This is a genomic window from Halosolutus sp. DAT137 (assembly GCF_059736405.1).
This window is the reverse complement of record NZ_JCAQID010000003.1, coordinates 35464-57022: the sequence shown is the minus strand read 5'-3', so window position 1 is coordinate 57022 and position 21559 is coordinate 35464. Positions and strand designations below refer to the sequence as shown.

23 protein-coding genes are annotated in these 21559 nt (G+C 63.9%); 9 read left to right on the top strand and 14 right to left on the bottom strand.

What is annotated here, in order from left to right; all coding sequences use genetic code 11:
* Positions 1-220: 220 nt before the first annotated feature.
* On the top strand, positions 221-640 hold the full coding sequence (locus AC6I6L_RS07695; RefSeq protein ID WP_497917162.1) for an HIT family protein: 420 nt from the start codon (positions 221-223) through the stop codon (positions 638-640).
* An 80-nt stretch (positions 641-720) separates the two neighbouring features.
* On the top strand, positions 721-948 hold the full coding sequence (locus AC6I6L_RS07690; protein ID WP_497917161.1) for a hypothetical protein: 228 nt from the start codon (positions 721-723) through the stop codon (positions 946-948).
* A gap of 20 nt (positions 949-968) precedes the next feature.
* Here AC6I6L_RS07690 and AC6I6L_RS07685 read toward each other — a convergent pair whose 3' ends face one another.
* The 3 genes from AC6I6L_RS07685 to AC6I6L_RS07675 all read right to left on the bottom strand — a co-directional run bounded on the left by AC6I6L_RS07685 (position 969) and on the right by AC6I6L_RS07675 (position 4412).
* The gene (locus AC6I6L_RS07685; RefSeq protein WP_497917160.1) at positions 969-1988 is read right to left on the bottom strand and encodes a prepilin peptidase; all 1020 of its coding nucleotides are present in this window, start codon (positions 1986-1988) and stop codon (positions 969-971) included.
* 82 nt (positions 1989-2070) lie between these two features.
* Positions 2071-2760, bottom strand: a complete 690-nt coding sequence (locus tag AC6I6L_RS07680; RefSeq protein ID WP_497917159.1) for an ABC transporter permease — start codon at positions 2758-2760, stop codon at positions 2071-2073.
* Entirely contained in the window at positions 2757-4412 is a 1656-nt protein-coding gene (locus AC6I6L_RS07675) for an FAD-binding protein (RefSeq protein ID WP_497917158.1), read from the bottom strand. Before AC6I6L_RS07675 ends, AC6I6L_RS07680 begins: the two co-directional genes overlap by 4 nt.
* A 229-nt stretch (positions 4413-4641) precedes the next feature.
* On the opposite strand from AC6I6L_RS07675, the gene AC6I6L_RS07670 reads away from it, so the two are divergent.
* The gene (locus tag AC6I6L_RS07670; protein ID WP_497917157.1) at positions 4642-5412 is read left to right on the top strand and encodes a carbon-nitrogen hydrolase family protein; all 771 of its coding nucleotides are present in this window, start codon (positions 4642-4644) and stop codon (positions 5410-5412) included.
* A gap of 127 nt (positions 5413-5539) precedes the next feature.
* On the opposite strand, the gene fer is transcribed toward AC6I6L_RS07670, so the two are convergent.
* The gene (gene fer, locus AC6I6L_RS07665; RefSeq protein ID WP_497917156.1) at positions 5540-5929 is read right to left on the bottom strand and encodes a ferredoxin Fer; all 390 of its coding nucleotides are present in this window, start codon (positions 5927-5929) and stop codon (positions 5540-5542) included.
* Positions 5930-6198: 269 nt separating this feature from the next.
* Positions 6199-7380, bottom strand: coding sequence for an inorganic phosphate transporter (locus AC6I6L_RS07660; protein ID WP_497917155.1), 1182 nt, complete (start codon positions 7378-7380; stop codon positions 6199-6201).
* 239 nt (positions 7381-7619) lie between these two features.
* Between AC6I6L_RS07660 and AC6I6L_RS07655 the strand changes: the two genes are divergently transcribed.
* On the top strand, positions 7620-8216 hold the full coding sequence (locus AC6I6L_RS07655) for a hypothetical protein (protein ID WP_497917154.1): 597 nt from the start codon (positions 7620-7622) through the stop codon (positions 8214-8216).
* An 18-nt stretch (positions 8217-8234) separates the two neighbouring features.
* Here the strand turns inward: AC6I6L_RS07655 and AC6I6L_RS07650 are convergent, their stop codons facing one another.
* The 3 genes from AC6I6L_RS07650 to AC6I6L_RS07640 form a co-directional block, all read right to left on the bottom strand.
* Entirely contained in the window at positions 8235-8663 is a 429-nt protein-coding gene (locus AC6I6L_RS07650; protein ID WP_497917153.1) for a universal stress protein, read from the bottom strand.
* Between the two features lie 36 nt (positions 8664-8699).
* Positions 8700-9878 carry an inorganic phosphate transporter gene (locus tag AC6I6L_RS07645; protein WP_497917152.1) on the bottom strand — a complete coding sequence of 393 codons (1179 nt, stop codon included), beginning with the start codon at positions 9876-9878 and terminating at the stop codon, positions 8700-8702.
* Between the two features lie 181 nt (positions 9879-10059).
* Positions 10060-11922: an SLC13 family permease gene (locus tag AC6I6L_RS07640; RefSeq protein ID WP_497917151.1), complete on the bottom strand. Its 1863-nt coding sequence runs from the start codon at positions 11920-11922 to the stop codon at positions 10060-10062.
* 224 nt (positions 11923-12146) lie between these two features.
* Here AC6I6L_RS07640 and hisA point away from each other — a divergent pair, with 224 nt between their 5' ends.
* Together hisA and AC6I6L_RS07630 are read left to right on the top strand one after the other, a co-directional pair.
* Positions 12147-12914 carry a 1-(5-phosphoribosyl)-5-[(5-phosphoribosylamino)methylideneamino]imidazole-4-carboxamide isomerase gene (hisA, locus tag AC6I6L_RS07635; RefSeq protein ID WP_497917150.1) on the top strand — a complete coding sequence of 256 codons (768 nt, stop codon included), beginning with the start codon at positions 12147-12149 and terminating at the stop codon, positions 12912-12914.
* A gap of 242 nt (positions 12915-13156) precedes the next feature.
* On the top strand, positions 13157-13369 hold the full coding sequence (locus AC6I6L_RS07630) for a hypothetical protein (RefSeq protein ID WP_497917149.1): 213 nt from the start codon (positions 13157-13159) through the stop codon (positions 13367-13369).
* A gap of 209 nt (positions 13370-13578) precedes the next feature.
* Here AC6I6L_RS07630 and AC6I6L_RS07625 read toward each other — a convergent pair whose 3' ends face one another.
* Positions 13579-13854 (bottom strand): DUF8028 family protein, encoded by a 276-nt coding sequence (locus AC6I6L_RS07625; protein ID WP_497917148.1) that lies wholly within the window; start codon positions 13852-13854, stop codon positions 13579-13581.
* A 329-nt stretch (positions 13855-14183) separates the two neighbouring features.
* Here AC6I6L_RS07625 and hisB point away from each other — a divergent pair, with 329 nt between their 5' ends.
* Positions 14184-14771 (top strand): imidazoleglycerol-phosphate dehydratase HisB, encoded by a 588-nt coding sequence (hisB, locus tag AC6I6L_RS07620; protein ID WP_497917147.1) that lies wholly within the window; start codon positions 14184-14186, stop codon positions 14769-14771.
* Here the strand turns inward: hisB and AC6I6L_RS07615 are convergent.
* Positions 14768-15397, bottom strand: coding sequence for a DUF8528 domain-containing protein (locus AC6I6L_RS07615; protein ID WP_497917146.1), 630 nt, complete (start codon positions 15395-15397; stop codon positions 14768-14770). The two genes, hisB and AC6I6L_RS07615, sit on opposite strands and share 4 nt — an antisense overlap.
* Before the next feature lie 168 nt (positions 15398-15565).
* Between AC6I6L_RS07615 and trpY the strand changes: the two genes are divergently transcribed.
* Complete coding sequence (gene trpY / locus AC6I6L_RS07610; RefSeq protein ID WP_497917145.1) at positions 15566-16069, top strand: TrpY family transcription regulator; 504 nt, start codon at positions 15566-15568, stop codon at positions 16067-16069.
* Positions 16070-16156: 87 nt separating this feature from the next.
* Here trpY and AC6I6L_RS07605 read toward each other — a convergent pair whose 3' ends face one another.
* Positions 16157-16552 carry a DUF7522 family protein gene (locus AC6I6L_RS07605; protein WP_497917144.1) on the bottom strand — a complete coding sequence of 132 codons (396 nt, stop codon included), beginning with the start codon at positions 16550-16552 and terminating at the stop codon, positions 16157-16159.
* A 140-nt stretch (positions 16553-16692) separates the two neighbouring features.
* On the opposite strand from AC6I6L_RS07605, the gene AC6I6L_RS07600 reads away from it, so the two are divergent.
* Positions 16693-17301 carry an IMPACT family protein gene (locus AC6I6L_RS07600; RefSeq protein ID WP_497917143.1) on the top strand — a complete coding sequence of 203 codons (609 nt, stop codon included), beginning with the start codon at positions 16693-16695 and terminating at the stop codon, positions 17299-17301.
* A 3-nt stretch (positions 17302-17304) separates the two neighbouring features.
* Here the strand turns inward: AC6I6L_RS07600 and AC6I6L_RS07595 are convergent, their stop codons facing one another.
* The 3 genes from AC6I6L_RS07595 to AC6I6L_RS07585 all read right to left on the bottom strand — a co-directional run bounded on the left by AC6I6L_RS07595 (position 17305) and on the right by AC6I6L_RS07585 (position 21552).
* Positions 17305-18165, bottom strand: coding sequence for a hypothetical protein (locus tag AC6I6L_RS07595; protein ID WP_497917142.1), 861 nt, complete (start codon positions 18163-18165; stop codon positions 17305-17307).
* A 73-nt stretch (positions 18166-18238) separates the two neighbouring features.
* On the bottom strand, positions 18239-20968 hold the full coding sequence (locus AC6I6L_RS07590) for a TRAP transporter permease (protein WP_497917141.1): 2730 nt from the start codon (positions 20966-20968) through the stop codon (positions 18239-18241).
* Positions 20965-21552 (bottom strand): DUF1850 domain-containing protein, encoded by a 588-nt coding sequence (locus AC6I6L_RS07585; RefSeq protein ID WP_497917140.1) that lies wholly within the window; start codon positions 21550-21552, stop codon positions 20965-20967. The genes AC6I6L_RS07590 and AC6I6L_RS07585 overlap by 4 nt, the downstream gene beginning before the upstream one ends.
* Positions 21553-21559 lie beyond the last annotated feature (7 nt).

The window sequence follows — 21559 nt, the reverse complement described above, 5'->3', positions numbered from 1 at the left end:
ACTATCACACTCGAAACGCAGTCGTGTGGTTCTATCGCCACTGATCGGACGAAACGATACGGAGAACTATGTGACCCAACGTAATAACGATTGCAGTAGAATTAGAGTCACAGTTAAACGAGCGTATAATTAGTATCGATAAAACAGCGACGATAAAACGATTAGAGCGCGCCAAACCGATCGGGAAAGTTTCTTTGCCAACACCGTCGACCACGCGGTCATGAGCACGATATTCAGCCAGATCGTCGAGGGAGAGATTCCAGCGCGCATCGTGTACGAAGACGAGACGACCGTCGCCTTCCTGGACGCGAACCCGCTCGCGCCCGGCCACACGCTGGTCATCCCCAAAGACGAGTACGAGCGGCTGAACGACGTTCCCGATGACCTCGCGGAGGACCTCTACGCCACCGTTCACCGAATGGTCCCCGCCGTCGAGGAGAGCGTCGACGCCGACGCGACGACCGTCGCGTTCAACAACGGCGAGGCCGCCGGACAGGAGGTCCCACACGTCCACTGCCACATCGTTCCCCGATTCGAGGGCGACGGCGGCGGCCCCATCCACGCCGTCGCCGGTGCCCCACCCGAACTGGACGACGACGAACTCGATGAGATTGCCGAGGCGATCGGGTCGAACGCCTGAGTCGATCACAAGTCGTTCTCGTCGACCGATCACCGCCGTCGTGCCGTGACAGTTTTGCCCTTCGCCTGCGAGCGTCAGGTATGCCCCTCACCAGTCTCGTCACCCAGTTTCGTGCTCACCCGGTCGCCACGACACTCGAACTCGGGAGCGTGCTGGTCTGTCTGCTGTTGTTCGTCGGCACCTTCGTGGTCCTCGCGAGCGTCCCGCCATCCCAGTCCGCGACGCCGTGGCTGGCGATCGTCGCCACCGGCGGGGCGTTCGTGGTGTTCTGGACGGCGATCGTCCCGCTGTACGAACGGACGTTGTAGGGACGGAAGCGAGCCTAAACCTACAGAAACGCGCCGACGAGCAGATCGCCGTACAACAGTGCGATCACGAGCCCGGCGAACACCGGGACGAGGAAGGGCGCACCCGGCGAGATCCAGACCGTCTCCTGCTCAGCGAGTACGTCGAGTCCGGTCCGAAGCTCCTCGGCTGTGGTTCCGTAGGCCGTCCCCTCGATATCCGCGAGGAAGGCGTCGGCACCCCACAGGTCGTCGATCGAGTCGGCGGCCTCGCTCACCGCGAGTTCCGAGTCCGCCGGTTCGACGGCACCCCTCCCGCCGTCGCTTCGCACGTCCGGCCCGGCCCCGATCGCGCCGTCCGTCGGCGGATTCGGATTCTCGGGGAGCGTCGCCGGATCCCGATACCGATCGGGATCGTCGCGAAGATCGACGAGCGACAATCCTCGCCAGCGAAGGTACATCCGGAGGGCGTCGAGGTCGAGACCACTGCGGGAGACGCCCGTCGGCGTCGAGAGCAGGGTGCCGTGGGTTTCTGCAATTACCTCCCAGGAGACGGGCCAGCCGATGACCATGACCGGCGCGATGCGGCCCGCCGCGGCATTTCGCACGGCGAGGGCGATCGGGATCGCGAGCCCGACGAGAACGGCGTTGGTCAGGATCGAAAGCGAGAACGTCCCGATCGGCGTCGTCGTCAGGGGCAGCGTCCACGGGCCGAGAGCGTACTGCGGGAAGGTTGGAAACAGGAGCGCGAGGACGAGCAGGGCCTTCGCATCCGCCCCGCCGAAGCCGCCGATCCACCAGAACAGGTACGCGATCGGAACGACGACGCCCAGGCTGATCGTCGCCGGGACGAGAAACTCGTGGGTCCAGATCGGGCCACCAGCGTTCCAGGCGGTCCAGCCGTCCCAGACGAGTGCGACGGCCCCGATCACTGCGAGCGGAACCCAGAGGGAACTCGAGACCCGTCTGGTCTTGATATCGCGAACGGCGGCCCACGCGAAGACCGGAACGGCGACGAGCCGAAGGATGTCCGGACCCGTCGCAACCGTGGAAGCGAGCGTCACACCACTCCCTGCGAAGCGCTGTACTGTTATCGTTTCGGCTCGGACGGTCGAAACTGACCTCGACAACCGAATCCGGAACGGATCAGGACGTACCGGCCGCCGGCGCGCCGACGTGTCCCTGGCCGCCGAGGCGGCGCTCGATCTGTGCGAGCGCGAGATCGGCCCCGATCGCGAGCAAGGCCCCCGGGATCGCGAGCAAGGCCCCCGGGATCGCGCCGGCGAGCACCTGGGGCATGTTGTACAGTTGGATGCCGCTGACGACCCAGAGACCGAGGCCGCCGCCGCCGATGAAGAAGGCGAGGTAGGCGGTCCCGACGTTGAGCACGATACTGGTCCGGATGCCGGCGAAGATGACGGGCAGTGCCAGCGGAATCTGGATCTTCCGGAGGATTTCCCAGTCGGTCATTCCCATCCCGCGTGCGGCTTCGACCGTGTCCTCCTCCACGTTGTCGATACCGCTGATGGTGTTCGTGATGATCGGCAAGATTGCGTACGCCCAGAGGCCGATCACCGAGGGCCAGAAACCGATCCCAACGAGCGGAAAGACCAGCGCGATGATCGCGAGCGTCGGAATCGTCTGGGCGACGTTGCCGATCCCGAGGACGACCCGTCGAGCGCGTGCGTTCCGGACCGCGAGGATCGAGGCTGGAATGGCGACCGCGATCGCCGCCAGTTCCGAGACGAGCACGAGCGCGACGTGTTGCTGGAGCAGTGTGAGAAACTCGTCGAAGTTCTCGACGAGGTACTCGAATCCAGCGACGATTTCGCTCACGATCGGTCACCGTCGTTGCTGTGGCTAATGTCCGCATCCGAAACGGTTCCGACCACTGTCCCGTCCTCGACGACCGGCAGCCGACTCTGGTCGCTTTCGACGAGTCGCGACAGCGCCGAGAGCGCGGTATCCGTTGGCGACAGCGGCGTCACCGACTGACCGCCGTCGCTTTGAACGCTCGCGGTGGCCCCGCTCCCACCACCCCCACCGACGGTCGCAAAGCCCTCGGTCGTCACGTCCATCACGTCCACAACGGGCGTCACCTGGAGTTTCTTCAGCGGCCGATCGGAGCCGATAAAGTCCTCGACGAACTCGGTCTTGGGGTTCTCGAGAATCGCCTGCGGCGTGTCGTACTGGACGATTTCGCCCACGTCGAAGATGGCGATTCGATCGCCCATCTTCAGCGCCTCGTCGATGCTGTGCGTGACGAAGAGGATCGTCGTATCCAGTTCCGACTGGATCGAGAGGAACTCGTCTTGCAAATTGTCCCGCGTGATCGGGTCGAGCGCGCCGAAGGGCTCGTCCATCAACAATACGTCGGGATCCGAGGCGAGCGCGCGGGCGACGCCGATCGTCGCCGCCGTCTCGGTCGCTTCGATCGCCGCGTCGAGTCGATCGTCGATCCCCGCCGCATTACCCTCGACTTCCACGAGCAGCGCCGCACCCGCGTCGTCGGGGACGAGGTCGAACCCCCAAGCGTCGCGAGCGTAGCTCAACACGTCCGAATCGACGAGTTCGACCGCGCTGGGATCCGCCGCAAGCGTCGACTCGACGGCGGCCGCCGCCGCGATCACGTCCTCGTAGAAGACGAGCGTGCCGGCCCGCGTCTCCGGCAACGCGGTTAGTTCGAGGGTGACCTCGGTGATGACCCCGAGCGTGCCCTCGCTTCCAACGATCAGCTTCGAGAGATCGAGCCAGGAGCCGTCCGGGGCGACGCTCTCGGTGAGGTCGTAACCGCTCGAGTTGCGTTCGACGTCCGGATACCGTTTCTCGATCTCGGCGGCGTACTCGGTCCCGATAGAGCGGGCGGTTCGAGCGAGCTCCCCGGCGCGATCGTCGCGCGAGCACACCGTCTCGAGTCGATCGCCCGCGGCGCGATCGAACGTCGCGACGGAGCCGTCTGCGAGGACGCACTCGATTCCGCGAACGTTGTCCCGGGTCGTTCCGTGGCGCACGGAGTGGGCACCCGCCGCGTCGTTCGCGACCATGCCGCCGATCGTGCAGGTACTCGACGTGCTCGGGTCCGGCGGGAAGTACAGTCCGTATTCAGCGAGGCGATCGTTCAATCGATCGAGAACGACGCCGGGTTCGACCGTCGCAGTTGCTGTTTCGGGATCGATCTCGACGACCTCGTCCATGTGGCGTTCGCAGTCGAGGACGACTCCCTCGCCGACGGCGTTCCCGGTGAGGCTACTGCCCGCGCCCCGCGGCGTGATGCTGACGCCGCGATCGCGGGCGTACTCGACGACCCGGCAAACGTCGGCTTTACTGGCCGGGAACGCGACGCCCGCGGGTGTCACCTGATAAATGCTGGCGTCCGTCGCGTACAGCGTCCGCGTCGGCTCGCCAAAATCGATTTCGCCGTCGAAGGCGGCCGCGAGCCTCTCCCCGTCCCCGTCCGCGACCTGACGCTGACTCGGTTGTACTCCCATTGGCCTCCGCTTGGGCCAGCGTGTAGTTAACCCTCGACTCGTACAGACGACACCCTTTTTCCCGTCCCCGGTTTGAATGTCGAGACCTGTTGGACCGAACGCTCTTTCCCGAGAAAAACGCACGTGATGATATGACGAACCGCGCCGTCCGCCGAGCGATCGCCGCGCTGGCGCGACAGAACTCGGCAGTTCCGACACGGGATGGTACGTCACCGCGGGGTGGCTGCCCGTGAGCGGCCGTATCGCAGCCTGCCAGTTCGAGCCGACGATCGGCGACGTGTCGGCGAACCTCGCAACCATGCGATCGCTCGGTGAGCGGTTGCCCGAGGAAACCGCATTCGCGATCTTTCCCGAACTCTGTGTCACGGGCTACGATCTCCCGACGGCGATCGAACTCGCGACGCCGGTTCCCGGCCCACAAACCGATTTGTTGGTCGATCTCGCGGCCGATCTCGACTGTCTGGTCGCTGCCGGGCTTCCCGAACGGGCCGGCGATCGCTGCTACAACACGACGGTCGTCGTCTCGGCCGACGGCGTCGAGGCGACCTCCCGGAAACGGTACGCCTGGGGGGCCGAGGAAGGAACGTTCGCCGCCGGCGAGACGGTAACGACGGTCGACACGGCGGTCGGACGCGTCGGACTCTGTTGCTGTTACGATCTCAACTTTCCCGAAGTCGGCCTCGAGTACGCCCGACGCGACTGTGACGTACTCGCCGTCAACGCCGCGTGGCGAACGTCGTTTCTGGATGACTGGCGGCTGCTCTCCCGTGCCCGCGCTCGGGACGGTCCGTGTTACGTCGTCGCGGCGAATCACACCGGCGAGCAGGCTGGACGCGAACACGCTGGCCATAGCCTCATCGCGGGGCCTGACGGTCACATTCGCACGGAAATGGATGCGACGACAGGCGTTGTCAGTGTGCCCGTCGAGGCGGAAGCGATCGATCGCGCCCGATCCGACAATCCCGTCCGAAAAACGCGCCGAACTCGCGGCGAGTGGTAGGCGGGGGAGATGTCGGAATCGTCTCGTCTGGCGATCGAATTGTCATCATCGACAGAGATCACACGACGGAGCGACCGCTGGAAGTGTCGATCGACGAAAAACCGATTTCAGCCGGATGGCTGGCCGGTTAGATGACGCGGTTCTGGAGGTAATCGAGGTGTTTTGCGTTGTAGACGATCTGGACCTCGTCGGTCTCCGCAGATCCGATGCAGGTCAGTCGAACGTTCTTCTCCTCGACTTCTTCGTCCGAGAGAATCTGCTGCATATCCATCTCGATTTCGCCCTCGTAGACGATCGCTGCGCAGTTCGCACAGGCACCTGCACGGCACGAGAAGGGCCAGTCGTAGCCCTGTGCCTCGGCAGCTTCGAGGATGTACTCGCCCTCGGCGACGTCGAGGGTCCCGTAATCCTCGTCGTCGAGACCGGCGTCTGCCGCCTCACCGAAGAGGTCGTCGTCGTCCATCTCCCAGCCGTGGTCGTCCAGTACTTCGTAGTTGAGGTATTCTACCGTGGGCATCACTCGCCAATTCGACTCCCGCACTGGTATAGCTTGCTGTTCAGTCCGCAATCGCCGTCGATACGGAATTGACCACCGGAGGATCACAGAACGTCGTCATTTCTGGACGAATATCAAACAACCAGTCATAAATAAGAAAATTGTCAAACATATGTCCGAGCGAACAGCAATATTTGCCAGAGTGTGCGATCGCGTCACAGAGGGTGGTCGCCGTCACCGCACAGACGGTTTCGACCACCGACGCGGGGACGACCATCGGTTCCGATCGATCAGAACCCGAAGATCGGCACGAACCGAAACGTCAGAAACGCGCCGACGGTCGAGATGATCGGGACGACGTTTTGCATGATGATGACGCGGGCCGTCGTCGACGGATCGAACAGGTCCGACGCCTTGGGAATGTCCGCCGGTTCTTCCTCGCCGATCTTGGGCGGCGTTTCGCCCTCTTCTTCGGCAGTCAACGCGCCGACGGAAACGCGGGTTTCCTCCCCTTTGCGAGCGTCCGAAAGCGTCGTTGTCCGCGTCGCGCGACCCCAGCCGAGACCGATGATGCTCATCGTCGCGATGACGACGAAACTCGCGGGGATGCCGATCCACGAGAGACCGATGACGATCGTCGAACTGATGACGGCGACGACGATCGCCGCCGTCAGCGGGAGGTTCGTGATGTCGTTGCCGAGCGTATCGAGGGTGCGCCGGGCGATCGTGAAACAACCGACCGCCACGGCAGCCGACCCGATCAGGATCAGCGGGATCATGTCGACGTCGCCGGTGCCGTAGATCGGTGCGATTGCGTTCGCGATATTGCTCGTCCCCGAGGAAAAGCCCATCAGACAGCCGATCGCGACGACGACGAACGCACCCGTGATCTCCCGGCGATCGGCACCGTCTCCGAACCGGAGTCGGGGGATCGCTCCGGATCGATCGATGGTGATCATCTCCCGACCCTCCCGGTTCCCTTCGATGGCGATCCAGGCGTTGATTCGCGGGTAGAAGTACCGGCCGACGACGCCGGCAACCCAGAAACCGATAATCGGGGCGACGATCCACCAGATGACGATCTCACCGAGTACGGCGAGATCGAGTTCGCCGGTTGCAAGCCCGAGAGCGGCGATCGCGCCGACGGCGGTCATTGACGTGGAGGCGGGCACACCGAAGTAGTTGCCGACGAACAGCGCGCCGCCGATGAAAAAGAGAACGGCGACGTTCGATCGCATGGTGAAGATCGCGGTATCGTCGACGAGTTCCGTCCCGAGCGTGTCGACGACCTGTGGCCCGATCGTGATCGCACCGATGAAGAAGAAGATCGACATCAATCCGGCCGCCATGAGCTTGGTAATGACGTTGGCACCGACGGCGGGCCCGAATGCAGGTCCCGTCGTCGCACCGCCGATGTTGTAGCCGACGAAGGCTGCAACGATGAGTCCCACGATAAGCAGTACTTCTGTCACAGGAGTCTATACTCGACCCGCCCTGAAAAGCGCGCTTATTTGTCGGTGTCCGGAGACGCCGATCGAAGACCCACTGACTGCTACGAGGTTGGATACGTCACTCCACCGCACCACTCGTCTTGCCAAAGGGTTTCAACTGAGCGGACACACCATACGAGTATGAACGCTATCGTGGATGGTGGGCGGAAAGCGAGACAGCGAGAACGCGGTCGGCGTCGCCAGACGGGTGGTGACCGAGCATGCTGAACCCGGTTCACGTCGACGCAATCGTCGATCTGACCTACGGCGCACTGATCGCAGTGTCGATCGGGCTGATCATGCTCATGGATACGAGCGTCGGGCTCGCGTTCGGGATCGGCGTGTTCGCCTCCTACGTCGTCCACGTCGTCTGGAAGATGGCCCGGTTCGATCCCGACTGGATGACCCGTGCCGTCGAGGAGTCAGTCGAGAAAACGGTCGGCGAGAACGTCGAAAGGCAGGTCGAAGAATCGGTCGAGAAAACGGTCGGTAAAAGCGTCGAAAAACAGGTCGAGAAAACGGTCGGTGAAAGCGTCGAGGAGACAGTCGGGGAAACCGTCGAAGAGACGGTTGGCGAAACCGTCGAGGAGACAGTCGGGGAAACCGTCGAAGAGACGGTTGGCGAAACCGTCGAAGAGGCCGTCGAGGAGACGGTCGAAAAGACTGTCGGCGAGACGGTCGAGAAAACGATCGAGGAGCGCATCGAGGAGATGCAGGCACAGGTCGACGCCGTCGAACAGCGAGTCGATCGCCGCACTCGCGAGGACGAGGTCGAGGAGATCGTCGAGGAATCGGTCGACGAAAAGTCGGAATCGTAGCGGCTTCGACAGTCCGAATTAGCGGACGATCGTCACCGGCACCGGTGCTCGTTTTGCAACCGTTTCCGCGACGTTTCCGACGAGAAACCGGTGGGTCGCGCGGTTCCAGTCTGCACCGTGACTGCCGACGATGATCGCGTCGTAGTCGTCCGCTCGTTCGACGATGTTTCGGGTCGGATGCCCGATACTGACGATGGTATCGATATCTCGGCCGCGATCGTCAGCGACCGCGTGAGCGCGGTCGAAGACCGGTTCCGCGCGTTCGGCGGCCGCGTTGCTAACGTCGTCTTCGAGCGTGAGTCCCACCGCGTCGCCCATCATCATCGACGGGACGCCGACGACGTGCAAGACGGTGACCTCGGCATCCGGGTGGTTGTCGAGTGCGTACTCGAGAGCACGTACGGCGTGTTCGGAGTCGTCCATCGGGACGAGAATCTGTGAGAGCATACGCCCAGCTACGGGGTCCAGAACCGTAAGTACCTATCAGGCGACCCCTGGGAGAATCGTAAAGAAGCCGTACGCCAGAATCGTCGACATCGACGGGCCGATGATCCACATCGAGATGTACTTGATCACCGCTCGAGGATTGAATAGATCGCTCCCGTGAAGGACTTCTTCGGATTCCTGTTCCCCGATCGGCGGCGCCGGTTGCCCTTCTTCCTCTTCGGCGACGATCGCACCCGTCGCGATCTCCGCCCGATCGGTGTCGCGGGTGACCGCCTCGCGGAACGTGATCGGACGCGTTGCCCGCCCCCACCCGATCCCGACGATCGTCATCACCGTCGCCATCACGAGGCTGATCGGGATCCCAATATACGAGAGGATGGTCGTGATCGTCGACGCCGTCACCATGACGAACAGCGCCGCGAGCAGCGGGATATCGCTCAGTTCGCCGCCGACGGAGTCCATCGTTCGACGGGCGATCGTGAAGCCGCCGAGACCGATCGCGAGCGTGGCGATGACGATCGCGAGATCTCGGTCTAGCCCACCGACGCCGCCGACGAGCGGCGCGGCCGCGTTCGGAACGTTACTCGCACCGGCGCTGAAGGCCATGTAACAGCCGATAATGAGAACGACAATCGTCGTGACGAGTTCCCGTCCGGTCGTGTTCGGACCGAGTGCCGGCTTCGGAAGCGTGTGTCCCCGGTCGAACGTCAGGAGCGGTCCGTCGGACTTTTCGATCGTCACCCGCCGGTTGACTGCCGGATAGACGTATCGACCGATAATGCCGCCGATCCAGAACCCGATAATCGGCGTCACGATCCACCACGAGATGATCTCCGCGATCGTCTCGTAGTTTAGCGTGTCGGTCGCTAACCCCAGTCCGGCAATTGCGCCGACTGTCGTCATGGACGTCGGAACGGGGACGCCGAAGATGTTGGCGACGAGAATCCCCAGTCCGATGAAAAAGAGGACGGCGACGCCCGCCGTCAGCGTGAGTTCCATCGTGATGATCCCCTCGCTGAGCGTATCCATCACGTTTCGGCCGACCGTCCACCCACCGAAGAAGACGAAGAACGTCATGACCGCCGCCGCCGTGGTCTTCGTTACGATTCCGGCACCGACCGATGGACCCCACGTGATCCCCGTCGACGAACCGCCGATATTGAAGCCAACGAAAATCGAGGCAACGATCCCGACCAACAGCACGGTTTCGACCATCGATCGGTAGTACAGGGCTTCTCCTCAAAGAAGTACTGGAATGTAGGAGTACCGTTTACAAATAATACGACGACGATTCGAAACCGACCGGTCCGTTGACGGATAGGCTGTGCGGTCGGTCACGCACTGGTGTCAGACACCCAGTTGCGAGAGGTGCCAGAGACGACAGTTGCGGACGGTCTCAAACACCCCAGAAGAACGCAATCCCGAGCACGGTCACGACAGAGAGGAGCAGTTGCAATGGTGCACCGATGCGAAAGTAATCGCTAAAGTGGTAGCCACCAGGACCGTAGACGAAGAGGTTGGTCTGGTAGCCGATCGGACCCAGAAACGCGGTGCTCGCGGCGAACGTGACCGCCATGACGAACGCGAACGGGTTCGCGCCGATTCCGGCCGCCGCGGCCGCCGCGACCGGGATCAGGAGGACCACGCTGGCGTTGTTGCTGATGACCTCGGTAATCAGGCCCGTCACGATGTAAAACAGCCACAGTACGGCGAGCGTCGGCAACGTCCCGGCCGTCGAGACGACCAGAAACGCGAGATAGGCTGCTGCACCCGTCTGTTCGAGGGCGATCCCCAGCGGGATCACGCCCGCGAGCAGGAAGATGATATCCCACTCCACGGCGTCGTAGAGTTCGTTTGGTTCGAGCACGCCGGTGACGACCATCGCCACGACGCCCGCGAGCGCGGAGAGCAAAATCGGATAGAGTTCGAGCGCTGCGATCGCCACGACCCCGACCATGATCGCGACGGCTATCGGGGCCTTGTCCGCCCGGTACTCCGGTCGGGGTGGTTCCCGCGCGACGATGACGTCATCGCGTCGCGAGAGTCGATCGAGCGTTTCGGGCGGAGCCTGGACGAGCAGGGTGTCGCCGACGTTGAGTCGACGGCCGACGAGGCGGTCACCGACGAGCGTCCCGCGGTGGCGGAGGCCGAGCACCGCGGCGCTGAACTCCTCGCGAAACCGTTCGGGGTCGAGTCGCTCGCCGACGAGCCGCGAGTCGAGTGAGACGACCAGTTCCGTGAGCACGCCCTCCGAGTCGCTCCCCGAGATCTCCGCGGCCGACTGCGGATCTCCGACGAGGTCGATCCCGTCGACGTTGTCGAGCGTGGCGAACGCATCCCGGTCGGTCCGGACGACGAGCACGTCACCCTCCGCGAGGCGCGTCTCCTGGCGTGGCGCAATCGATCGGCCCCCGTCGCGAACGACCTGTACGACGTCGACTGCGGGACCGAGCAGTTCGGTCGCGTCGCCGACCGTTCCGGCGGCGAGCCGAGAGTCGGGGACGATCTCGACGTCCGCGATGTAGTCACCGACGTCGTAGGTCTCGACGTAGTCCGCCCGGGCCGGGACCCGTTCGGGGAGCAGATAGTGGCCGACGAAAATCAGATAGAGCCCGCCGGTGAGGACGACGATCGCGCCGAGGTGCGTGAACTCGAACATCGAGAAGCGGTGAAGTTCGGGGTAGTCGGCCCCGAGCCGAGCGCTGATGTCGCTCGCGAGGATGTTCGTCGATGTGCCGATGAGCGTAAGCATCCCGCCGACCTGCGAGGCGTAGGACAGCGGAATAAGCAGCTTCGACGGCGAGGTGTTTCCCCGGTTCGCGACGTCGGTGACGACCGGAACGAGCAACGCGACGACGGGCGTGTTGTTCAGAAAGCCGGAGACGGGGCTGGTCGCGAGGACGGTCGCGAGCAGCTGTTTTCGGAGGCTGTCACCGGCGAACGCGGCCATCCGTCGGCCGAGTTCCTGAACCAGCCCCGTCCGGCTGATCCCACCGCTCAAAATGAGCATCGCGAGCACCGTAATCGTCGCGTCGTTCGCGAAGCCGGAGATACCGGTGCTCGGGTCGATTCCCGTCCAGGGCTCTAGCACCACGAGAATCACGATCAGCAGAATTGCGGTCACGTCGATCGGCAACCGCTCGGTGACGAAAAGCACGAGCGCGATCGCGACGACGCCCAGCACGACGAGGATATCCATCGTCAGCGCGGGCTGTGTCGCAGGCTCTTGAGCGAGGGCTGTCGCGCCCGCGATCGACATGTTACGGGCCACACCGACCGAACGTGTAACTATTCTGCACGGAATGCGGACTGTGACGAACCGATGGCGGTTCGTCGGTCAGCGAAGGCGAGCGCTGAGTGACGGTGGTTCGTCGGTCAGCGAACGCGAACGTCGAGTGAGGGTGGTTCGTAGGTCCGTGACGACGTGGCGTCCCGGGCCGGAAAACCGTCGCCTTTACTCGGATCCGGCCCGCGCAGTCGTATATGAACAGCGACGACGCGGAGGGCGACGCCGCCACCGACGGCAGGAACGCCTTCGAGGTGATTCCGGCGGTCGACATTCAGGACGGCGAGGTCGTTCAACTCGTACAGGGCGAACGCGGCACGGAGAAGACCTACGGCGATCCCGTCGAGGCCGCACGGCGGTGGATCGATGCCGGGGCCGAGACGCTACACCTCGTCGATCTGGACGGCGCGTTCGAGGGCGAGCGCAAAAACGCCGCCGCGATCGACGCCGTGATCGACGCCGTCGACGTGCCGACCCAGCTCGGCGGCGGAATCCGGACCGCAGCGGGCGCGATCGATCTGATCGACCGGGGCGTCGATCGGGTCATCCTCGGGACCGCGGCGGTCGAGAATCCCGAAATCGTGGCCGAGATCAGCGAGACCCACCCCGACAGCGTCGTCGTCAGTCTCGACGCCAAAGACGGCGAAGTCGTCGTGGAGGGGTGGACCGAGGGGGCGGGCATCTCGCCCGTCGAGGCCGCCGAGCGGTACGAAGACCTGGGTGCCGCCGCGATTCTCTTTACGAACGTCGACGTCGAGGGGCAATTAGAAGGCGTCGCGACCGACCCCGTTCGGGAACTGGTCGCGGCGACCGAGATTCCGGTGATCGCCAGCGGCGGCGTGGCGACGATCGACGACGTGCGGGCGCTTTCCGACGCCGGCGCGGCCGCGGTGGTCGTCGGCAGCGCACTCTACGAGGGCAAGTTCACCCTCGCGGAGGCGCAGGCGGCGATCGAGCACGACTGACGGACGTGTACTCGAGCGATCGAAACGCTGTCGAAAGACGGCTGGACGGCACGTTCAGAAGCCGCTATGGGACACACTGGCGACAGAGTTGGAGGCACATCACAGAAAGACTGGAATCGGTGGTCGGGAAGGCAATACCGGGATTCAGAAGACGATCTGGAACCGAATCGGTCGATTCGATACGTCCGGACGCGCCCAGAACAGATTTGTCAGGTGGCCCCATCATCCAGAATACAACTAGTATGAAACGTCTCTACAGCCGCCTCGATCAGCGGCTGAAGGATCTCTCTCGAGGGCGGTACGCGATCTTTTTCGGGATGGTGGGTGGTGTCGGCGTTCTCGTAGCCGGGCTACTGGTGAGTGGGGAACTCCTCCTCGTACAGGCGCTGACAATGACATTCGTCATGTTCGGCCTGGAGTACACCTTCGGGGTACACCAGACGACTGACGGGTGACTGACAGCCGTACTTCGAACGACGCTTTCGACGCGTAGATTTCGACGACGTCTCGATCGTGGCGCAGGTGGGACGCCGGGAGGGGTGGGAGGGCAGTCGGCGTCGACCTGCAGGACGTCGAAACGACTCATACGGATGAGTGTCCGTAGTCACCGCCGAACGGCCAAGACGGTTCGCCGTTCGGCGGTAATTGATGACACTAATCCGTATCAGGTGTCCTGATTGTACCCGTGGCCCAGATAGAGTGCCATCACGTTTACCGCGAGGAGGATGAAGAACGTCAGCGTGGCGGTGGGATCGCCCAGTCCCTGTGCGAGCAACGGCAGATGCACGAAGGGGAGAGCGATCGCGATCCAAAACGAGAGGAACTGGGCTGGACCTTTGACCGATCGGGCGACGCGGCTGCGCTGTCCGTCGGGCTGGTGCTCCGTCTCAGGGGACGACGGAGCGATCGATTCGTTCGAGAGCGGGGAATGGTTGGACATTGGTCGACGTTTCACCTCGTCTTACTACTGACATTCACTGCAGGTATCATATAATGGGCCGAACATTGGTTCCGTTTCGACTCGTTTCACCCCGGTAGTCGAACCGAACCGACGTTTTGTAACTCCCTCAAAAACGTTTAGACGTTTTACATCGAGTTCTAACGACGTATCTGGGAGTGTCGACGGAACGAGGTCAGAATACGTGAACTCACGGGCAATCGACTGCATCGCGCTTCGAGCGTCGGGCGGCCTTCGACGAACGGAATCTCTTTGTACCGCCGGGAGTGGCGAACGGAATCTCCTTGTACCGCCGGGAGTATCGTTCCAGCATGAGCGATCGAACGGCGACTGTAACGCGCGAGACCAGCGAAACGTCGATCGAGTGTACCGTGACGATCGACGGGAACGGTGACGCTGCGATCGAGACGGGAATCGGCTTCTTCGATCACATGCTGACGTCGTTCGCCAAACACGGGCTGTTCGATCTCGCACTCGACTGCGACGGCGACCTCGAAATCGACGACCATCACACCGTCGAGGACTGTGCGATCGTCCTCGGTGAGGCGTTCGACGAGGCGCTCGGCGATCGGTCGGGAATCGTCCGCTACGCCGACCGACGGGTGCCCCTCGACGAAGCCGTCGCGAGCGCGGTCGTCGACGTAAGCGGCCGACCGCGCTTTTACTTCGACGGCGAGTTCTCACAGGAGGCGATCGGCGGGTTCACGAGCGACATGGCGCGCCACTTCGGCGAGTCGTTCGCGATGAACGCCGGGCTGACGCTGCACCTCGGCGTCGAGGGGGAAAACGCCCACCACGAGGTCGAGGCGCTATTCAAAGCGCTGACGCGATCGCTCGACGACGCGACGCGAGTCGACGAGCGGCGGGAAGGGACGCCGAGTACGAAAGGGACGCTTTAGGAACGCCGGAGTTTCCCGCCGTCCTCGACGAACTCACCGTTCTCGATCGCGCGATCGACGATCGCCTCGGTCTCGTAGCTCTCGAGGTCGTAGGCTCCAGCGGCGAGCGACTCGACCGCGTCCCGTTCCATTGGGAACTCGCGGTTCCGCAGGAGGCGAACGACCTTGGCGTACGCTGCTGGGGCACCCGTAGCTCCGGCGTCGGGTTCGTCGTCGCGATCGACGACCGGCTCATCTCCGGTATCGGCGACCGGGTTGCCGCCGTCGTCGTCGTCCGGCGTCCCGCCAGTGGTCGTCGCCGCCTCGCCGCCGTCCTCAGTAGTCGCCCTGCTATCGCTCCCGTCCCGCTCGTGGAGCGGCGAGTCGCGGTCGACAGCCGCCGCGTCGGCGTGGCGGTCAGTTTCGACGGTGACGCCACCGATCGGTCGATCGTCGGACGCGACGGGGTCGCCAGCGCCGAGACGATCGAGCAGCGGTTCGACCAACGTCTCGAGGCGATTCGAACAGTCCGCACAGAGGACGACGCGCTGTTGCTCGTCGTCGGTCGGCTCGAGTTCGGGGGGAAGGATCTCGAACGTCCCGGTTGCGTCCGCGGAACAGAAATCACAGCGCCGGAGTGCACGCATGCGTGGTGGTCTCGCTGGCGACGACAAAAAGGTCCGTCAGACGGCAGGCCGATCGACGGGCGGGAAGCAAGACCAGCGATCGGTCGCTGCTGGGCGGTCGTTGCGCGGTCCTGCCCCGGCGACCGACCACCGACGCTTAACTCGCGGCCCGCGTACACGTACCAACGAATGTTCGACGAAATCATGGAAAAGTTCGAGGGATCGCCAAGCCAGCAGGCGGTCATCCGTCTGTTGCTCGAGCGGGGCTTTTCCGTCAACGACGACGGACGCGTCGTCTCCGGCGGGATCGAGATACCGAACACGGGAATCGCTCGCGAAATCGGTGTCGATCGGCGCGTCGTCGACTCGACGACGGACGTGATCCTCGACGATCCCGAGCTGCGGCGAATTTTCCAAAATATCTCGCAGGTGCCGAGCCTGATGGATCTCGCGCCGGTGCTCGACTTGACCGTGCTGTCGGTCGCCGTCGACGACGCCGAACGGGAAGGCATCGTCGCCGGCGTGACCGGAACCCTCGCGGAACACGGCATTTCGATCCGCCAGACGATCAGCGAGGATCCGGAGTTCACCGACGAACCCCGACTCTACCTCGTAACCGACGAGACCATGCCCGGCGACGTCATCACCGAAATTCGGGACCTCCCGTTCGTCAGAAAGATCGAACTGCAGTGAGGACTCGAGCACCGAACCGCCGCGTCTCGGACAACTCGGCTCCGCGAACTCGTCTCGGACGACTCAGCTTCGCTGCTCGCCTCGCCGTCAGGAGTCGATCGCCACGTCGTGGTCCTCGAGGACGGTTGCGAGCGCGCTCGTGAGTTCCTCGAACCGCTCGATCGACATCGCGTCGGTCGTCACCCAGACGCCGTGGTCGCCGCGGATGACGCGCGTCAGATAGCCGTTCTCGAACAGCCGAATCGTCGACCGGTAGTCGCCCAGTTGCGTGTTTCGGTAGGCCGATTGAGAACGAAACCCGAGGCGTTCGTGGTCGGCGAAGCCGACGAGGTCGGCGGTCTGCTCCAGATCCGATCGGAGATACAGCTGTGCGATTTCGTCTTCGGTAAAGTACGTGATGCTCCGGAGTTCGTCGCCGACGGTCGTCCGGCAGACGCTGGTGAGTTCGTCCGCGAACGTCGAGTTGATCTCGATTTCACCCATACCGAACCGGACCACCCCCGGGACTATGAGCGTCACGGCGAATGTGCGGTAGCGACTCGATCGCGGGACCGAATAGCTCTTTTTGCCGCCACGAGTAGCGCCGGCATGGTACCCCTGCGGGATGTGCGGAGTGGTCGATCGTGAGCGAGACCTACAGAACGATCGCCGCTCCCGCTCGCGCCGAGTTCGTCGTCCGGGGCTCCGAGTTCATCGGCCACGCCCGACCCGTCGAATCCGTCGACGCGGCCGAGTCGTTCGTCGACGCGATCGAAGCCGAGTACGACGACGCGACGCACAACGTTCCGGCCTATCGGGTCCGGGTCGACGCCGACAGCGACATGCTCAGAGAGTATTCGAACGACGACGGCGAGCCCTCCGGGTCGGCGGGCAAACCCGCACTGAACGTCCTCGCCCAGCAAGAGATCGAGAACTGCGCGGTCGTCGTCACGCGCTACTACGGGGGGACGAACCTCGGCGTCGGCGGCCTCGTTCGGGCCTACTCACAGGCCGTAAAAGACGCCGTCGAGGACGCCGGCATCGTCGAGGAACGGCCACACGAGCGCGTCTCGATCGTCGTCGACTACGACGACTCCGGCACCGTTCGGGGAATCATCGAAAGCGAGGGCTACGAGTTCGAAGCCGACTACGCGGCAGACGTCTCGTTCGACGTTCGCGTTCCCGTCGCGACTGCGGGCGATTTTCGCGATCGACTCCGGAGCGCGACCAGCGGACGAGTCGACCTCGACTGAGTCTCACTCGGCAACCGGTGGCCGAGAATCTGCGTTTCCGATGCGGCGCTCGATCGCCGCGAGCATCGCCTCCGGATCCTCGAGTTCGTCGTTATCGAATCGCACGTCGAACAGCCCACGATCGAGGACGAGTTCGCCCTCGCGCAGGCGAACCCGATCGATCGTCTCCCAGGGAACGAGCGCGCGGGTGAACGGACGCCGTTTGACGAGGCCGGCGTCGTGGATTCGAATTTCGGAGTCCGCGCCGATCGTTCCGAGCCGCCAGTGCCCGCCGGCGAGACGGCTGCTCGCCCAGAGGACTCCAAGGATCGTCCAGACGGCGGCGGCCGTCAGGTCGCCGGCGATCGCGTTTGCCGTCCCCAGACCGACCCAGAGCACGAGCAACAGCGCCTCCGCTCGGGGCGACGACGGCGGCGTCCAGCGCCACGTCGCCGCCGGTTGCTCGCCGGCGACGGCGTCGGCGTACCGGCTCTGTGCCACCCGTGCGAGGACGTGCCCCGCGACGAGAACGGCGATCGTCGTCCAGAGCGCGGCGGTTGCGATCGATTCCGCGATCGGGACGACCCACGCGGCGACGAACAGCACAGCGAACGGAACTGCCGGGACGAAAAGCGAAAGTCGCCGCCGAACGGTCCCGCCGACGCGAGTCGACGGTCCCCGAGTGCGAGCCGCGATCGTCGCGCCGAAAACGAGTCCGATCAGGAACGCGATTCCCGCAGAGCCTGCAAGGACCGCCGTCGAAGGGTCGGTCAGCGACGCGGCGATCGCCGCGACTCCGGCGAGCAGGACGCCGACGTAGCTCCCCGCGGCGAGGCGCTCGATCGTAAACGGCGGAGAGCCGTCGGCCGAAATCTGTGTTCCCACGTCCTGTCGATACAGTAAGAGAACGCAAAAGTCCACCGACGAATGGAGTCAATCGGGACGACGATCGACCCGGTCAGGCGTCGCCTACCGTTGGCTGGGAGTAGTCTGCGACCTGGTCGTCGATCCCGCGGGACCTGTTGTGACGTGAGAGGACGACGAGCAACACCAGCCCGACGAGACGGAGCGAGGCGGTGATCGAGAAGATCGTCAGCGCCGAGGGGATGCCTGCGATCGCGAGCAGTCCTTCGACGATGAGCAGGGGAATCTCGGGGACCATGAGCAGGATCGAGGCGATCGAGTACAGCACTCGCCGCCCTCGATCGACGCTCGCGTACTGGTAGCCGATGATCGTCACGCCCAGCGCGTAGATACCGAGGAACATCCCGACGATCGGGATTGCAACCTCGGTGGTGACGAACCCGATATCCGCGAAGTCCGACCACCCCATAATTCCCCACTCGCCGTCGACCCGGCGCAAGAACATGATTCCGGGCGAGAAGACGAACGCGAACGGGACGAGGACCTTGTTCAACGAGAGCGTAAAGGCGATCACCGCCGTCTTCATCTCCTCGGCTTTCGCGACGCCGGCACCGGCGAACGCGGCGACGGCCACCGGCGGCGTCACGTCCGCCATCAGTCCGAAGTAGAGGATGAACAGGTGGGCGGCGAGGATCGCGATGCCGGTCTGCTCGATGGGCGCGCTGAGCATCGCGACCAGGATGATGTACATCGCGGTCGTCGGCATCCCCATTCCGAAGATAATCGACGCGACGCCGGTCAACACGAGCAATAGTAACATCGAACCCCCGCTGACCGTGTTGATCAGCGACGCGAGGTTCGGCCCGAGTCCGGTGACGCTGATGACGCCCGGAACCACCCCGGCCGCCGCGACGGCGATCACGACGGTCGTCGCGGTTCGCGCTCCCGACTCCATCGACTTCAGGACGAACGTCCCGAACCGGTAGGCGACGTTGTCGGCCAGCGTCGGGCGACCGATCGCCCGTGCGCTTCTTTCCGCGGCATCCTCGATTTCGTCGTCCAGTTCGAGAAACGGTGCCTCCCCGCCGGAGCGGACGAGCAGGACGACGACGCTGACGAGGATGGCGATCGTCCCGAGATCCGCGGCGGCGACCCTCGCGGCCTCACCGACAGCGAGTCCCGCGGCGGCCGTCTCCGTGCCGAGGAGGACCCCGAAGCCGTCGATCAGGCCGACGCCCATCGTCGCGAACGCGGCGACGTGGGCGAGGTAGATCGCCGCGATCGAACCCAGCAATGGAACTCGCGTCCGGTCGGCGTAGGCCGCGACGACCGCGACCAGGGCGATGATCGAGACGATCGTAAACCAGCCGGCGCGGTTGATCGAAAAGCGTGCGATGACCAGGAAGTAGATCAACAGGATGAGGGGGACGGTGTAGAACCAGCCCGTACGCAGTTTCGATCGAACGTCCGGCAGCTCCGAACGTGGAAGGCCGCCGATACCGCCGCGAACGGCCTCGAAGTGGACCATCACCCACATGCCGAAGAAAAAGGCGATCGCGGGCAACGCCGCCGCGATGATCACGTCCGCGTAGGGCCAGCCGGTAAACTCGACGATCAGAAACGCCGCAGCCCCCATCACCGGCGGAAGCATCTGTCCACCCGACGAGGAGGACGATTCGACCGCGCCGGAGAACTCGGGGGAGTACCCCGATCGTTTCATTAGCGGGATCGTAAACGCACCCGTCGTGACGGTGTTGGCGATCGACGATCCCGAGAGCATTCCCATGAAGCCACTCGAGACGACGCTCGCTTTCGCCGGCCCGCCTTTCCGGGTGCCGGTTGCGGAGTACGCGAGATCGATGAACCACTTGCCCGCGCCGCTCATCTCGAGGAACGCGCCGAAGAGGATAAAGATGTAAATGAAGCGGACGCTGACGCTCACCGGGGTCGAGAAGACGCCGGCTTCGACGTTGTACCACAGGTTGAAAACGATGTTCGCCCAGGTGTCCGGGGTGATCGTCAACGTGCCGATCGCGGAGTCCCGCGGAATGAGGTGGCCCCAGCGCGCGTAGACGATGAACGAGGCGACCAGCCCCATCAGTAGCGGGCCGAGGGTACGCCGGGTCGCCTCGAGCACGAGCAGGATACCGAGGACGCCGAGGACGAACGCCCACGAGACGTCGCCAAGTGGGACGCCAACGGTCTCGAACGCCGAAACGACCGGCGTAAGGATCGAGTACATCTCGTGAACGCCCTGCGTATCCTCGAATCGACGGAACGCGATGTATCGAATCTCCTCGAACTGGGTCGCCGTGTAGTGGGCCGGTAACAGTGCGACCCCGATGAGCACCACGTCCGCGGGCGTGACCCGCTTCATCTCCGGGTCGAGGATCGCCCACCGGACGCCTGCCGCCAGCCGAGAGACGCCGCGCGTCAGCGGATGCTGATCGCCAAACCGCTCGCGGACCGCGGGTTCGATCCGGCCGAGCCGACGGGCGAGGAAGCCGTCGCCGCGGCTCGCCGGGAACAACAGGAACGCGAGCACCAGCGCGAACGTGACGTGAATCGTGTTGACCTGGAGCTGTTGCAGTTGGACGAGGCGGAACTCGCCGTACAGCGGGAGGGTCGCCTCGAAGGTCGTCCCCCGCGCCGCGATCCACATCTGGAACGCAGAAAACGTGATCCCAACGATCGCCACCACGACCAGCGACAGGCCACGGAGCGTCCGTCGACGGGTTACTTCCGAGAGGATTTCCTCGCGTTCTTCGTCCGACAGTTCACTTTGATCGGTAATGTCTCCCTTCCGTTCGCGATCGTCGCTCACGGCCGCCGACTCACCTCGTTATCGACGCCGACCTCGTCGTGGTTCGTCGTACCGAGAACGTGCATACCAGTTCTGCTATGCGCCGGCATAAAGAAGCGATCGAAAGCGATTCGAATTAGCACGCGATCGTCAGCCAGTGCGACCAGATCGTACCGATCGTCGCCTACGATCAGTTCGTGACCGGGGATCTCCCTGGGAGCGACCGGCAGCTCCTCGTAGCGATCGTCGAGATGGACGACGTAGCCGTCGTCCGTGGTCGTGACGTTGTCTGTCGGGAGGCCCGCGCCGAACGAGTAAAATTCCGTGCGAATCATTCTGAGTGCGTCGTCGTCGACTTCGTACACGTCGCGGACCGGCGTCTTCTCTACGCTGTGCGTATAGGAAAGCACGACAGTCTCGCCGTCGTCGATCGGGCGCTCGAGAAGTCGTTCACCGGACACCGCGTCGTCGACGACGAGGAGCCGATCGGGCGACCGAGCAAACACCGCCCCAGCCGCACCGATGGGGATCGCAGCGAGCGCACCGAGAACGGCTCGTCGCCGGAGTCGTGAACGGCCCGACGACGTGTCGTAATTGGTAGTCACGATACTG

Bases quoted from the DNA above. Each gene is read 5' to 3' on its own strand.
- AC6I6L_RS07695 (WP_497917162.1), top strand. From the start codon at position 221: ATGAGCACGATATTCAGCCAGATCGTCGAGGGAGAGATTCCAGCGCGC.
- AC6I6L_RS07690 (WP_497917161.1), top strand. From the start codon at position 721: ATGCCCCTCACCAGTCTCGTCACCCAGTTTCGTGCTCACCCGGTCGCC.
- AC6I6L_RS07675 (WP_497917158.1), bottom strand. From the start codon at position 4,412: ATGGGAGTACAACCGAGTCAGCGTCAGGTCGCGGACGGGGACGGGGAG.
- fer (WP_497917156.1), bottom strand. From the start codon at position 5,929: ATGCCCACGGTAGAATACCTCAACTACGAAGTACTGGACGACCACGGC.
- AC6I6L_RS07655 (WP_497917154.1), top strand. From the start codon at position 7,620: ATGCTGAACCCGGTTCACGTCGACGCAATCGTCGATCTGACCTACGGC.
- AC6I6L_RS07650 (WP_497917153.1), bottom strand. From the start codon at position 8,663: ATGCTCTCACAGATTCTCGTCCCGATGGACGACTCCGAACACGCCGTA.
- AC6I6L_RS07645 (WP_497917152.1), bottom strand. From the start codon at position 9,878: ATGGTCGAAACCGTGCTGTTGGTCGGGATCGTTGCCTCGATTTTCGTT.
- AC6I6L_RS07640 (WP_497917151.1), bottom strand. From the start codon at position 11,922: ATGTCGATCGCGGGCGCGACAGCCCTCGCTCAAGAGCCTGCGACACAG.
- hisA (WP_497917150.1), top strand. From the start codon at position 12,147: ATGAACAGCGACGACGCGGAGGGCGACGCCGCCACCGACGGCAGGAAC.
- AC6I6L_RS07630 (WP_497917149.1), top strand. From the start codon at position 13,157: ATGAAACGTCTCTACAGCCGCCTCGATCAGCGGCTGAAGGATCTCTCT.
- AC6I6L_RS07625 (WP_497917148.1), bottom strand. From the start codon at position 13,854: ATGTCCAACCATTCCCCGCTCTCGAACGAATCGATCGCTCCGTCGTCC.
- hisB (WP_497917147.1), top strand. From the start codon at position 14,184: ATGAGCGATCGAACGGCGACTGTAACGCGCGAGACCAGCGAAACGTCG.
- AC6I6L_RS07615 (WP_497917146.1), bottom strand. From the start codon at position 15,397: ATGCGTGCACTCCGGCGCTGTGATTTCTGTTCCGCGGACGCAACCGGG.
- trpY (WP_497917145.1), top strand. From the start codon at position 15,566: ATGTTCGACGAAATCATGGAAAAGTTCGAGGGATCGCCAAGCCAGCAG.
- AC6I6L_RS07605 (WP_497917144.1), bottom strand. From the start codon at position 16,552: ATGGGTGAAATCGAGATCAACTCGACGTTCGCGGACGAACTCACCAGC.